This window comes from Rhodococcus sp. HNM0563 (assembly GCF_012726195.1).
In the GTDB taxonomy this organism is placed as follows: Bacteria; Actinomycetota; Actinomycetes; order Mycobacteriales; family Mycobacteriaceae; genus Rhodococcus.
Genome location: NZ_JAASAF010000005.1, coordinates 249,846 through 262,862, shown reverse-complemented (window position 1 = coordinate 262,862; position 13,017 = coordinate 249,846). Strand labels below are relative to the sequence as shown.

Annotated in this window: 11 protein-coding genes; 6 read left to right on the top strand and 5 right to left on the bottom strand. The window is 65.3% G+C overall.

Going from position 1 to position 13,017, the window contains the following annotated elements; translation table 11 throughout:
- Positions 1-8 precede the first annotated feature (8 nt).
- Genes HCA61_RS13460 through HCA61_RS13450 form a run of 3 tightly spaced genes read left to right on the top strand, consistent with a single transcriptional unit; the run spans position 9 to position 3,937 of the window.
- The gene (locus tag HCA61_RS13460; protein ID WP_169688688.1) at positions 9-992 is read left to right on the top strand and encodes an MDR family oxidoreductase; all 984 of its coding nucleotides are present in this window, start codon (positions 9-11) and stop codon (positions 990-992) included.
- Positions 993-1,003: 11 nt separating this feature from the next.
- A complete protein-coding gene (locus tag HCA61_RS13455; RefSeq protein WP_169688687.1) occupies positions 1,004-2,200 on the top strand; it encodes a MaoC family dehydratase N-terminal domain-containing protein in 1,197 nt (398 codons plus the stop codon).
- A 30-nt stretch (positions 2,201-2,230) separates the two neighbouring features.
- A complete protein-coding gene (locus HCA61_RS13450) occupies positions 2,231-3,937 on the top strand; it encodes a class I adenylate-forming enzyme family protein (RefSeq protein WP_206040020.1) in 1,707 nt (568 codons plus the stop codon).
- Between the two features lie 76 nt (positions 3,938-4,013).
- On the opposite strand, the gene HCA61_RS13445 is transcribed toward HCA61_RS13450, so the two are convergent.
- From HCA61_RS13445 to HCA61_RS13425, 5 genes are read right to left on the bottom strand one after another with little or no spacing between them, the layout of a single operon-like run.
- Positions 4,014-5,102 (bottom strand): acyl-CoA dehydrogenase family protein, encoded by a 1,089-nt coding sequence (locus tag HCA61_RS13445; protein WP_169688686.1) that lies wholly within the window; start codon positions 5,100-5,102, stop codon positions 4,014-4,016.
- Positions 5,099-6,310 carry an acyl-CoA dehydrogenase family protein gene (locus HCA61_RS13440; protein ID WP_169688685.1) on the bottom strand — a complete coding sequence of 404 codons (1,212 nt, stop codon included), beginning with the start codon at positions 6,308-6,310 and terminating at the stop codon, positions 5,099-5,101. The genes HCA61_RS13445 and HCA61_RS13440 overlap by 4 nt, the downstream gene beginning before the upstream one ends.
- Complete coding sequence (locus tag HCA61_RS13435; protein ID WP_169688684.1) at positions 6,307-7,155, bottom strand: enoyl-CoA hydratase/isomerase family protein; 849 nt, start codon at positions 7,153-7,155, stop codon at positions 6,307-6,309. Before HCA61_RS13435 ends, HCA61_RS13440 begins: the two co-directional genes overlap by 4 nt.
- Entirely contained in the window at positions 7,152-8,105 is a 954-nt protein-coding gene (locus HCA61_RS13430) for an acyl-CoA dehydrogenase family protein (protein ID WP_169688683.1), read from the bottom strand. Before HCA61_RS13430 ends, HCA61_RS13435 begins: the two co-directional genes overlap by 4 nt.
- Positions 8,102-9,274 carry an acyl-CoA dehydrogenase family protein gene (locus HCA61_RS13425; RefSeq protein WP_169688682.1) on the bottom strand — a complete coding sequence of 391 codons (1,173 nt, stop codon included), beginning with the start codon at positions 9,272-9,274 and terminating at the stop codon, positions 8,102-8,104. The genes HCA61_RS13430 and HCA61_RS13425 overlap by 4 nt, the downstream gene beginning before the upstream one ends.
- Positions 9,275-9,382: 108 nt before the next feature.
- On the opposite strand from HCA61_RS13425, the gene HCA61_RS13420 reads away from it, so the two are divergent.
- From HCA61_RS13420 to HCA61_RS13410, 3 genes are all read left to right on the top strand, one after another.
- Complete coding sequence (locus HCA61_RS13420) at positions 9,383-10,198, top strand: GntR family transcriptional regulator (RefSeq protein ID WP_240959266.1); 816 nt, start codon at positions 9,383-9,385, stop codon at positions 10,196-10,198.
- 364 nt (positions 10,199-10,562) lie between these two features.
- Complete coding sequence (locus tag HCA61_RS13415; protein WP_240959264.1) at positions 10,563-12,152, top strand: gluconolaconase; 1,590 nt, start codon at positions 10,563-10,565, stop codon at positions 12,150-12,152.
- Positions 12,153-12,159: 7 nt separating this feature from the next.
- On the top strand, positions 12,160-13,005 hold the full coding sequence (locus tag HCA61_RS13410; protein WP_169688681.1) for an SDR family oxidoreductase: 846 nt from the start codon (positions 12,160-12,162) through the stop codon (positions 13,003-13,005).
- Positions 13,006-13,017: the final 12 nt, after the last annotated feature.

Here is a 13,017-nt window from a genome sequence, read left to right as displayed (position 1 = left end):
CGTTTCTTATGTTTTCGGCAGTAGTGATCGAGAAGGGCGAAACCGGCCAGACGGTGACGCGCACGAGCATCGAAGAATCGGCACTCCCCGAAGGGGACGTGACCGTCGAGGTGGAGTACTCCACACTGAACTTCAAGGACGGGCTGGCCATCACCGGCAAATCTCCAGTGGTGCGGAAGTTTCCGATGGTTCCGGGCATCGATGTCGCGGGAGTCGTCACCGACAGCTCGAACCCGGAGTGGAAAGCGGGCGACCGCGTCGTCCTCAACGGTTGGGGTGTGGGCGAGACCCACTGGGGCGGATTCGCCCAGAAGGCACGACTGAAGGGTGACTGGCTGATCCCCCTGCCCGAAGCATTCACCTCGCGGCAGGCGATGGCAATCGGCACGGCCGGGTACACGGCGAGCCTGTGTGTGGATGCCCTGGTGAACTTCGGCGTGACCCCCGATCAAGGCGAAATCCTGGTCACCGGCGCCACGGGTGGTGTCGGCAGTGTCGCGATCGCGCTGTTGACGAAGGCCGGGTTCACCGTGGCCGCTGCGACCGGAAAGCCGGCCGAGTCCGAATACCTGCAACAGCTGGGCGCCGACGTCGTCATCGACCGCGCCGAACTCTCCTCGGCCGGAAAGCCCATGCAGAAGGAGCGGTGGGCCGGCGTCATCGATACAGCAGGCAGCCACACTCTTGCCAATGCGTGCGCACAGACCCGCTACGGCGGCGCAGTAGCCGCGTGCGGACTGGCGCAGGGCATGGATTTCCCGGCCTCGGTGGCGCCCTTCATCCTTCGCGGGGTATCTCTGCTCGGGATCGACAGCGTGATGGCACCGCGCGAACGGCGTCTCACCGCGTGGGCACGCCTGTCCCGCGATCTCGAGGCGAACACGCTCGACACGATCACCCAGGAGGTGTCGCTGGAGGAGGCCATCACCGCGGCGGACCGGCTCATGGACGGCACGGTGCGCGGCCGCATCGTCGTCGACGTCAATCGATAACAGGAGCACCAGTGACAAAGAAGTCCGAGAACACCAGCCCTGTCGAACTCGACCTCTCCGACGTCGACCATCGAGTCGGAAAACCCATCGGTGGCGGGCAGCTGTGGGATCCGTGCAGCACCTCCGACATCCGCCGGTGGGTGATGGCGATGGACAATCCCAATCCGATCCACTGGGATCATGAGTTTGCTCGCAACTCGCGATACGGCGGAATCATCGCCCCGCAGTCGATCGCCGTCGCATTGGACTACGGCCACGGCGCCGCACCGGCGTGTGTGGGGCGCATCCCCGAGAGCCATCTCATCTTCGGCGGCGAGGAATGGTGGTTCTACGGCTGCCCGGTCCGCCCGGGCGACAAGCTCTTCCAGGAGCGGCGCTTCCACGACTACAAGGTGGCCGAGACGAAGTTCGCCGGACCCACCATGTTCTCGCGCGGCGACACCGTCCACAAGAATCAGAACGGTGTCCTCGTCGCCAAGGAGCGTTCCACCGCCATCCGGTATCTGTCCGCAGAAGCCACCAAGCGCGGGATGTACGAGAACCAGCTCGGCGAGAAGAAGAAGTGGACAAGCGCCGAGCTGGTCGAGATCGAGAATCTGCGCTACGAATGGCTCCTGACCACGCGGTCCGGAATCTCACCGCGGTTCGACGAGGTCAAGGTCGGCGACACACTGCCGCGACGGGTCCTCGGACCCCACACCATCGCGTCCTTCACCACCGAATACCGTGCGTTCCTCTTCAACATCTGGGGCACGTTCGGGTGGGTGGCACCCGAGGGCGTCGAAGATCCGTGGGTCTACCAGGATCCGGGCTGGGTCGACGGTTTCGGCTTCGACGAAGAAGGCGCCAAGATCGATCCCCGCAAGCGCGACGGCCTCTATGTCGGCCCGTCCCGCGGACACATCGACGAGGACAAGGCCGGCGAAGTCGGCATGGCACGCGCCTACGGATACGGCGCGACGATGGGCGCCTGGTGCACCGACTTCCTTGCTAACTGGGCCGGCCTCGACGGCATGGTGCGCCACATCAAGTCGGACTTCCGCGGGCCTGCCTTCGAAGGCGACGTCACGTACTTCGACGCCGAGATCGTCGACAAGGAGCCCATGTCGACCTGGGGCGTTCCACTCGTCCAGGTCAAGCTCCGGCTGACGAACCAGGACGGCACCGTCCTCGTGTCCTCCCTCGCCGAGGTCGAGCTGCCGCTGTAGCGGCACCGCGCAGACAACAGGAAGTCATCCATGAGTACTGAGACGAAGGCAGAAGCGGTGGACTCTGTTTCGATCGTGTCGGGCCCACCACTGAGCGACGAACCGGGGCTCGGAGCCCTCACCCTGCCCGGTTTCCTCCGCGAGGTGACCGAACTGTACGGCGATCGCGAAGCGCTTGTGATGCACGGCGCCGACGGCGTCACCCGATGGACCTACTCCGAACTGTGGGAGCGGGCTATCGACGTCGCGCGGGCGCTGCGGGGACTCGGCCTCGCAAAGGACGGACGCGTGGGCGTGCTGATGACGAACCGCCCCGAGTGGATCACGGCGGTCTTCGGCGCCTCCCTTGCAGGGGGTGTCGCAGTCACACTCAGCACGTTCTCGACCCCGTCGGAGCTCGACTACATGCTCGAGACCTCGGGGGTGGAGATCCTGCTGTTCGAGCGCAACGTCCTGAAGACGGACTTCGCCGCAGCCCTGACCGACCTGGAACCGCGGATCGGCACAGCCGGCGGCGACGAGATCCACTCGACGAAGTTCCCCTTCCTCCGTCACGTCGCCATGGTCGGCAAGAAGGCCGAAGGCGAGTCGATCGAAGCGTGGGACGAGTTCCTCGCCCACGGTGAATCACAGCCCCGCGAACTGGTCGAAGCGTCCGCCGCGTCAGTACAGCCCAGCGATGTGGCCGTGCTGTTCTTCTCCTCCGGTTCGACCAGCAAACCGAAGGGCATTCTGAGCGCGCACCGCGGAGTGTCCATTCAGATGTGGCGATTCCGGCGCATGTACGGATTCTCGCCCGAGATGGACATTCGGTGCTGGACAGCGAACGGCTACTTCTGGTCGGGGAATTTCGCGATGGCCCTCGGCAACACCCTCGCCAGTGGTGGGTCGCTCATCCTGCAACCGACGTTCGATCCGAGCGAAGCCCTCGAGCTCATCGAGAAAGAACGGGTGAACTTCCCCTTCGCCTGGCCGCACCAGTGGGCTCAGCTCGTCGGTGCCCCGAACTGGGACAAGGCGGATCTGAGTAGCCTCCGCTACGTCGACTACAACACACCGGTAGCACGTCACCCCACGGTGACCGACGAATGGTACGAGCCGGGTCACGCGTACGGCAATACCGAAACCTTCACGATCAGTACGTGCTACCCCGCCAATACCCCGTCCGATGTGATCGCGGGTAGCAGCGGAAAGCCGTTGCCCGGGGTGACGATCCGGATCGTCGATGCCTTGACCGGCGCTGTCGTTCCCCGAGGAGAGCGAGGCGAGATCTGTGTCAAGGGACCGACGTTGATGCTCGGGTACGTCGGCACTCCCCTCAGTGAGACGGTCGACGACCACGGGTTCTTCCACACCGGCGACGGCGGCTACGTCGACGACACCGGGCGACTCTATTGGGAAGGACGCCTCACCGACATCATCAAGACCGGCGGCGCGAACGTCTCTCCCCTCGAGGTCGACGAAGCGCTCATCGCGTGCCCCGGAGTCAAAGTGGCACGCACGGTCGGTGTCCCCCACGACACGCTCGGGGAGGTCGTCGTCTCCTGCATAGTGGCGCACGCAGGAGCCGACCTCGATGTCGACGGGATTCGTGGATACCTGCGCGAGCGCCTCGCCAGCTACAAGGTTCCGCGAGAGGTGTTGTTCTTCGACAACGAGGAAATCAGCCTCACCGGCACCGCGAAGATCAAGTCGAGCGACATCAAGGAACTCGCCATCAAGCGTCTCCAGAAATAACCGACCGCCACCAGAGCGAGAGGTCCTGCACACGCTCCGAGTGTGTGCAGGACCTCTCGCTTCGTCGTCTTCGGCCTCAGGAGGCAGGTCGATAGCGCTGCGCGAGGTACGCCCGGTGCAGCGCAGGTGAACCGAACAACGAGCGGTTCAACGTCGCACGCTTGAGATGCACGTGGACGCCGCTCTCCCACGTGTAGCCCATTCCACCGTGCAACTGCATGGCCTTGCCGGCAACCTCGACGGCCGCCGCACAGCTGTAGGCCTTGGCCATCGAGGCCGCAGTCGTCGTCTCCGGGTCTCCGGACACCAGGCTGCGCACTGCGGCGTCGACCAGTGTTCGGGCCACCGTCACCTGGACGAGCATGTCGGCGCAGGCGTGCTTGACCGCCTGGAACGAGCCGATCTTGCGTCCGAACTGCTCTCGCATCCCGGCGTAGGAGACGGTAGCGTCGAGCATCGCCTCGCTCGAACCGAGACTGTCACAGGCCACGGCCACAAGGGCACGGTCGTGCAGTTGTCGCAGTGTCTCCCGGGGGTCATCGTGGAATCGCCACACCGATTCCGGCGGGATCGTCACGCCCTCGGCGACTACGGTCCCGAAACTGCGTGTCGCGTCCACGACCGGTTGTCCGGTCACCACGAGCCCGAGCGCCCCCGGATCGAGATCGACGACGACGATCGTGCCATCGGGTTCTTGCGCCGGTACGAGTAGCCGGTCTGCGTCGGGAGCGTCGAGCACGAACGCCGCCGCGCCCCGGAGGATCGCTCCCTGCGGCACGGCCTCCACTTGGAATTGGGTCCGGCCTGCAGATTCCCCGCCGAGGACGAATGCCGGAACAGCGTTTCCCGAGACGGTGTCGCGGAGGAGGCGGTCACGATCATCGCCAGGTTCGACGCGCTCGAGTGCTGCCACCGCGAGCGACGCGACGGACGGATAGGGTCCGAGTGCGGCTGCGCGGCCGACCTCCCGGAGGATCACGGCAACCTCGGCGAAAGTGGCGTCGGCACCGTCGAATTCGCCCGGAACTTCGAGGCCGAGCCATCCGGATGTGCTGATCGACTCCCAGTCGACCGGCGCGTCGTGGCCTGATCTTGACAAAAGGTCTCGCGCGACGGACCGTAGTTCGTCGTGGAATTCGGACAGGTCCGGGAGTGAGTCGGTCATCGCTGTCCTGTCGGCTCGCGGGGCAGACCGAGGCCACGTTCCCCGATGATGGTGCGTTGGATTTCGCTGGTTCCGCCCGGGATCGTCCACTCCCACGAGCCGATGAAATCGAGCATCCATGCCCCTGATTCCCACCCGCTGGACTGAGGTTTCCGTAGATCGGTGTGCGCTGCGAGACCCGCGATCTCTGTGCCGAAATCGGTGATGCGCTGGAGCAGCTCGCTGTAGTAGAGCTTGACGATCGACGCGTCGGCCGGCCCTGGCCGGTCGGCGGCGACGAAATCCGACACCAATGCGCGCAGCCCCGTGAGTTCGATCTCGAGTGTGGCGAGCCGGTCTGCGACGCGCGTGTCGTCGAGTGGGGCCGTCCCGTCGGGGCCCGGCCGGGTGCACAGGTCGACGAGCAAGCGGAACCCGCCGTGACTCAGTCGCTCGGTGAGTTCGAGCATGGTCATGCCGCGCTCGGCTCCGAGTGTTTCCTGCGCGACCCGCCATCCTTCGTTCTCGGGTCCGACAAGGTTCGTCGCAGGAATGGCGACATCGTTGAGGAATATCTCGCAGAAGTGCGATTCGCCGGTCGCTTGCTTGATCGGACGTACCTCGACTCCGGGGGTACGCATGTCCATCAGGAAGTACGAGATGCCCTTGCGTTTCGGGGCGTCGGGATCGGTGCGGGCCAGCAGCAGGCACCGGTCGGCGTACAACGCACCGCTGGCCCACAGTTTCTGGCCGTTGACGATGTAGACGTCGCCGTCCTTCCGGGCGCTGGTCGCGAGTGCCGCCATGTCGGATCCCGCGCCGGGCTCGGAGAAGCCCTGGCACCAGATCTCGCCGTCGAGGATCGCAGGGAGATGACGGTTCCGTTGTTCGTCGGTGCCGGCGGCGAGCAGCGTCGACGCGGCGTGGTGGATCGAGACGAAGGGCAGAACCAGCCGGGGTGCGTCGTGGGCTGCGAGTTCCTGGTACAGCACGACCTGTTCCGCGACGGACATGCCGCCTCCCCATTCCTCCGGCCAGTGTGGCACCGCAAAGCCCGCTCCGCGTAGTTCCTGGAACCAGGCTTTCTGAAATCGGACGAATTCGTCGTCGGAGACATCGGTTTGGGCCCGGCGCCAGTCTGCGGGGATATGGTCGCGGCACCAGCCGCGGACCGAGGTCCGGAAGCCCTCGAGTGTCGGCGCTCCGACGCTTGTCGTCCCGGCACTCATCGCGCTTCTTCCTTCTCCTTCGGCATAGATTTCCTCGCCGCATTCTCCCGGTTCGCTGCATTCTCCCGGTTGACCGCATTGTCCCGGAGAGCGAGCAATCGGTCCCGATGCTCTGCGGACTGCATGGTTGCTATCTCCGCCGCGAAACCGGCCTGCATCGGACCGGCGAGCGCTTGGGACAGATACATATTGACCACACGTTTGGTACTGCGCAATGCCTGTGCGGGTTGCGCGGCGAGGCGCTCAGCGAGGCGCCGCGCCTCGGGTAACAGGTCGTCGGGCGCGGTGACGCGCGACGCCAGGCCGAGTTCGACCGCCGTCCTCGCCGGTATCCTGTCGCCGGTGTAGAGGTATTCCCGCGAGCGGAGAATCGGGGTGAGCAGCGGCCAGAAGGCCGCACCCCCGTCGCCCGCAACGAGTCCCACCGCGACGTGGGGGTCTGCGAGGTGTGCCCTCTCCGACATGAGGACCACATCGGAGAGCACCGCGAGGCTACAGCCGAGACCTACCGCGGGTCCGTTGACCGCTGCGATCACAGGTAGCGGGAAGCGGAGCATCTCGTCGATGATCTCGGCGCCTTCCCGGACACTCTCGTCGCGCGCGACCGGATCGTCGAGGAAGGAGGTGATCCAGTCGAGGTCACCTCCGGCGCTGAACGCGCGCCCTGCCCCGGTCAGGATCACCACGGCAGCGTCGGTGTCGCCGGCGAGCTGCCGCCACACGTGCGCGAGGGCCCAGTGCAGGTCCTTGTCGACGGCGTTGAGATCGGCGGGACGGTTGATCGTGACGATCCGGATGGGACCCTCGCATTCGACGGTGAGTACGTCCGGGAGTTCGTATTTCACAGCACCGCCTTCTCGGGAGCTTCGGAGAACAGGCCCGTGAGTCCGCGCCGGTCGATCCGCTTGGTCAGCGCGTCGACGGTTCCGGACGGTCCCCACGGCATTCGTCGCAGCGGAATGCTGTACCGGGAGATCCAGGACACGGTGGTCTCGTCGCAGAATCCGCTGGCCCCGTGCAGTTGGTGCGCGACCCGGAACACGATCTGTGCCGCTTCGACGGCCGCCAAGCGGAATGCCAGGGCGTCGTCGACGGCCTCATCATTGCCTGCCTGGATGCTCCACAGCGTGTACTTGGCGAGCACGTCCAGTCCCGTACGTTCCACTTCCGCCTCCGTGAGTTGGAATTGGACTCCCTGCAGTTTCGCCAGGGGCGCTCCGAACTGTTCACGGAGGAGCACGTGCGAGCGGGTCAGATCCATTGCTCGATCGAGCATTCCGAGCAGGGTCCAGCACGGCAGCGTCAGCGCGAGGGCGAGATCCTTCGCACCGTCGTCGTCGATCGGCCGGAGGTCGAGCTGAGAAGTGAACGCCGACATCCGCGGCGGAGTACTCGGCGGGCGGGCATCCACAAGGCTGCGCCGACCGTCGACACTCACCGCAGCCCACCGCAGATCGAGGCACGCGATGGGCGCCTTCGGAGCGTCGTCGTCCACGACGACCAGTCCGTCGACGTCGAGGTCGGCCGGTCGTGAGAGCCGCTCCGCCACAGGGTAGGGCACCGCCCCGAAGCCCACGCTGCGACACAGCGCGGCGGCCGCTTCGAGTTCGTCTGCGTCTCCTCGGGGATCGAGATCCCAGGCACCGAGTTCACCGAGCGTCGGCTCGATGATGTTCCCGCGGTGATCGGGATCGCTTTCGATCAACTGGGCGAGATCGTCGCCCCCTGCCGCTTCCAGCGCACGAAGCGCTTCACGGCCGTACTCGGTCGCTTCCTTGCTCAGTTCAGTGTTCATGCTGCCGCCAGGATGGCTCGGGCCAGGAGGATCCGCTGCATCTCGATGCTGCCGGAGGCCACTGTGGCTGCCTGCGAATAGCGCCAGTGATCTTCGACCGCGCGGCGGAACCACTTGGCGGTATCGTCGTCGAATTCGTCGGGGTCGCCACTCGGTGGCGTGGCGTACGCAGCGATCTCGGTGAGGACCTCCGCGCTGTCCTGATCGAGAGTCGTCACCGCAATCCGGTATGCCGCAGCGTCGCCGGGCTGCACAGCGCCGCCGCTCTGCATCGACACCACCCGGTACGCCAGCAACCGTGCGCGACGGCAGTGCGTGAGCATCCGGGTCCAGCGCGCCTTCAGCTCGCCCGGCAGATCGTCCCATCGCGCACCGAGGACCGACGGTGCGGCCTGCAACAGGCGCTCGCAGCGGGCGTAGCGGGCAATACCCACGCGCTCGTACGCGAGTACTTCCTGCACGACCTTCCATCCCTCGTCGACCGTGCCGAGTACATCGGCATCGGTGACGCGGAGGTCGTTGAAGAAGACTTCGTTGAGATGGTGCGGGCCCAGCATCGCCCGGATCGGGCGGACTTCGATGGCCGGGTCGGACATCGGGACGAGAAAGACGGTGAGTCCCTGCTGCTTCCGTCCGTTGGTGGAGGTGCGGGCCAACAGGAAACACCATTGCGCCATCGTGGCGTAGGACGTCCAGATCTTCTGCCCGGAGATGAGCCAGCCGTCGCCGTCCCGGCGCGCGGCGGTACGCAACGACGCGAGGTCGGAGCCGGCTTCGGGTTCGCTGAATCCTTGACACCAGATCACTTCGCCACGCGCGATAGGCGGAAGGTGGGTGTCCTGCTGTTCCGCGGTTCCGTGACGCATGATCGTGGGACCCACCCAATTGACGCCCATGTACTGCGCGCCGCGGGGCTCATGGTGCGCCCACATCTCCTCTCGCACCACTGTCTGTTCCCAGATCGATGCACCACGTCCACCGAACTCCTCGGGCCACGTCATACACAGCAATCCGCTGTCGGCGAGGAGGCGGCAGAATGCCTGCGCCGCTTCGAGATCACTCGGGTCGTCGGTGAATGCTCCGAGGAAATGTGGGGGAACGTGCTCATGCACCAGCCGGCGCAACTCGCTACGGAGTTCCGGTGCGGCACCACCCATCGTGAAGTCCATGCCCGGACATTACGTCAATCATAACAAGGATAGCAATGCTTGCCATTTTGAAACCTCGCAATACTTGGTAGTAAAGACCGCCTGTCGCTAGACTGCGTCCATGCGTGAATGGCGAGTTTCTTGACGACCCCGCGGCGTGGCCGAGTGCCACAGCGACGTATCGCCGAAACCGTTGCCGACGAATTGCGCGACCACATACTTTCCGATGACGACTACCGATTGCCTACCCAAGACCAACTGGTCAAGGACTTCGGCGTCAGCTACCCCTCGGTGCGAGAAGCCCTGCGCATTCTGGAAACCGAAGGTCTGGTCACTGTACGCCGCGGCAACGTCGGCGGCGCCGATGTGCATCGCCCCGACGAATTCTCCGCCGCGTACCACCTCGGACTCTCACTGCAAGCCGGCAGGGTCACACTCGAGGATCTCGCCGCCGGTCTACAACTACTCGAGCCGATGTGCGTCACCGAATGCGCGAAACGCCCGGACCGCCTCGAGGTCGTCGTGCCCGCCCTCAACACATCCATCGACACCTCGGCCGAACTCGTCGGCGACGGAGTCGCATTCACGCAGGCCGCCCGGGAATTCCACGATCTGATCGTCTCGTTCACTCCGAACGCCACGATTCGCTACGCGGTGCGCAGCTATGTCGCCCTGTGGTCTGCACAGGAAGAGGCGTGGGCAGAGGCCCTCACCCGCCGCGGCGAGTACCCGTCCGAAGGCAAGGCCGAAGACGCCGTCCACGCACACCGCCGCATCGTCAAGGAAATCGCCGACGGGCGCGTCGCCGAAGCCGAACGACTCGCGCGTTCTCACCTCGCAGCAACCCAGGCGCTCGTCCTCGACCGCTTCGGCGACACCATCGTCAATGCGTCGGCCGCGATGACACGCAACACGTTCCCCACACGCCAACGCCCACGTAGCTGACTTCCGGCGCGTCCCACACCCGACTACGACTCACCAACAGCGGCCGGGCTCGGTCCCACAACCGAGCCCGGCCGTTCTGCTGCACACCAGCCCTTGCACACCCCGCCCTGCGGGCGCATTCTCATGAGAACGTGATTCTCTTCATATCCGCTCAGCCTATCCAATCCTTACAAGGATAACAATACTTGTAGCGCTGGCCGGTTCGTGATTAACTGCCAGTCACCACTCGGGAGTGGCTTGCATCACTAAACTCTCGCGAGAACCGGACATAGACCCACAAACCGGAGTCACTCCCCCTCGAACACTGCGGAACGATGTTCTCGCTGAGTGCGAATCAGAGTTCCCATACAGGAGGAGACCTACCTTGACGCAAGGGTCGCGCTACACGGGTCCAACCACACACCTCGCCGAAGGGTGGAGCCTCACCCGGCTCACTCCCCCGAGCCGACTGTTCGGCGCAAACGGCATCCGGACCGGCGCAGACGGTCGCATCTACGTGGCACAGGTGGCAGGCAGTCAGATCAGCGCGTTCGACCCCGACAACGGCGTGGTCGAGACCATCAGCCCGAAGGGCAGCGACATCGTCGCCCCCGACGACCTGGCCTTCCATCCCGACGGGGAGCTCTACATCACCGAGTACTACGACGGACGGGTCAGCATCCGCTCCGACGACGGGAGCACGCGTCTACTCCGCGACGACCTCCCTGGCGTCAACGGCATCACCTTCCACCAGGGCCGGCTCTTCGTCGACGAGTGCCGCCCCGACGGGCGTCTGATGGAAATCGACCTCAACGGCGGCCCACCGAAGGTGCTCGTCGAGGGCCTCCAGCTGCCCAATGCCCTCGAGGTCGGACCCGACGGCAAGCTCTACTATCCAGCGCTCGGTACCAACGACATCTGGCGCATCGACCCGGACGGCGGCGAACCCGAACGCGTCGCAGGCGATCTCGGTGTTCCGGTCGCATTGAAGTTCGACTCCGAGGGCTACATAATCTCCCCGCAGGTGGCTTCCGGACAGGTACTCCGGATCGACCCGCGCACCGGCGACAGCACCGTACTGGCCGATATCGGATCTGGCCTCGACAACCTCACCTTCATCGGCGACCGCCTGTTCGTCTCGAGCTTCACCGGCCAGATCACCGAGGTGCTCGGCGGCGGCGAAACGAAGACCGCACTCGCAGACGGACTCACGTGGCCCCTGGACCTGACCGTGGGAACGGACGGCACGCTCTACGTCGCCGACGGCACCTTCCTCCTGGCACTCGAGCCGAACGGCGAACTCCGCACCGTCGCAATGCTCTTCCACCCCGGATGGCCCGGGTACATCCGCGGTATCACCTCGGTCGGCGACGGCGAGTTCATCGTCGCCGGCGATACCGCGGTCTCGCGGTACCGGCCCGCCACCGCCGAGAGCGAGCTGCTCTTCGGCGGGCTCGAACAGGCCTACGGCGTGGCAGTGTCCGCCACCGGAACCGTCGCGGTGGCGGACATCGGCACAGGCAAGGTCCATTCCGTCGGATCCGGGCAGGCGGAGGTGCTTGCGTCGGGTCTGCAGGACCCGACGGGGCTTGCATTCACCTCGGACGGCACTCTCCTCGTCTCCGAAGCCGGAGCGGGAAGGATCATCTCGGTGACGAGCGCCGGTGTCGACACGCTCGTCGACGGTCTGGAGCGGCCACAGGGAATCCTGGTCCGCGACGGAAAGCTCTACATCGTCGACGTCGACGCCAAGACGCTGATCAGTGTGGATCTCGAGACCAAGGCACAGCAGGTCATCGCACGCCATCTCCCCGTCGGGGCGCCCGAGGGGGTCACCCCCAAGCCGCTGAAGGGTCTCATCCCGTTTGCCGGTCCGCAGGGACCCTTCGCCGGAATCACCGCGGGCCCCGATGGCACCCTCTACATCTCCGCAGACGCAGAAGGCAGCGTCCTCGCGATCCGCGAAGGGAAGTGAACACCCGATGAGCAACGATTTCCTCGATCTCACCGGCCGTATCGTCATCGTCTCGGGAGCGGCAGGTGGTGGCATCGGCACCTCCGTGACCCGCATGGTCGCGCAGGCCGGAGCCACCGTCATCGCTGTGAGCCGCTCCGAGGAGAACCTCAACAAGCACATCGAACCTCTTGTTTCCGAGGGCCTTTCGGTGATTCCCGTTGCAGCGGACGCATCGACCGACGACGGCATCGCCACGGTTCTCGACACCGTCCGCCGAACCGACGGCAACCTGTACGGGCTCGTGAATGTCGCCGGCGGCGCCGCACCGGCCACATGGATGCCTGCCACCCGCGTGACACGGGAGGATTGGCGCGCGCTGATGACGCAGAACCTCGAAACGATGTTCTTCATGAGCCAGGCGGTCGCGGCCGAACTGAAGAAGAACTCGCTGCCGGGATCGATCGTCTCGATCTCGTCGATCAGCGGTATGAACACCGCCCCGTTCCACATCGCATACGGAACCGCGAAGGCGGCACTCGTCGCCGCTACACGCACAATGGCGGTCGAACTCGCCACCGACAACATCCGGGTCAACGCCATCGCACCAGGAGTCACCGCGACGCCTGCCTCCGGTACATACGTCGATGCCGACCCCGAGCGCGACCGTCAGGCGATTGCGATGGGCCGACGGGGCACGCCCGAGGAGCAGGCCGGGGCAATCCTCTTCCTGCTCTCGGACCTCTCCGGCTATGTCACGGGACAGACGATGCTCGTCGACGGAGGCCTGAACCTCAAATGGACCCACATGGGCGCTGACCACACGTCCCTGTTCCTCAAGGACGAAACATTCCGCGCCACCATCACTCGCTGAATCAGCCCAGTT

Bases quoted from the DNA above. Each gene is read 5' to 3' on its own strand.
- HCA61_RS13410 (WP_169688681.1), top strand. From the start codon at position 12,160: ATGAGCAACGATTTCCTCGATCTCACCGGCCGTATCGTCATCGTCTCG.
- HCA61_RS13450 (WP_206040020.1), top strand. From the start codon at position 2,231: ATGAGTACTGAGACGAAGGCAGAAGCGGTGGACTCTGTTTCGATCGTG.
- HCA61_RS13460 (WP_169688688.1), top strand. From the start codon at position 9: ATGTTTTCGGCAGTAGTGATCGAGAAGGGCGAAACCGGCCAGACGGTG.
- HCA61_RS13440 (WP_169688685.1), bottom strand. From the start codon at position 6,310: ATGAGTGCCGGGACGACAAGCGTCGGAGCGCCGACACTCGAGGGCTTC.
- HCA61_RS13430 (WP_169688683.1), bottom strand. From the start codon at position 8,105: ATGAACACTGAACTGAGCAAGGAAGCGACCGAGTACGGCCGTGAAGCG.
- HCA61_RS13425 (WP_169688682.1), bottom strand. From the start codon at position 9,274: ATGGACTTCACGATGGGTGGTGCCGCACCGGAACTCCGTAGCGAGTTG.
- HCA61_RS13445 (WP_169688686.1), bottom strand. From the start codon at position 5,102: ATGACCGACTCACTCCCGGACCTGTCCGAATTCCACGACGAACTACGG.
- HCA61_RS13420 (WP_240959266.1), top strand. From the start codon at position 9,383: ATGGCGAGTTTCTTGACGACCCCGCGGCGTGGCCGAGTGCCACAGCGA.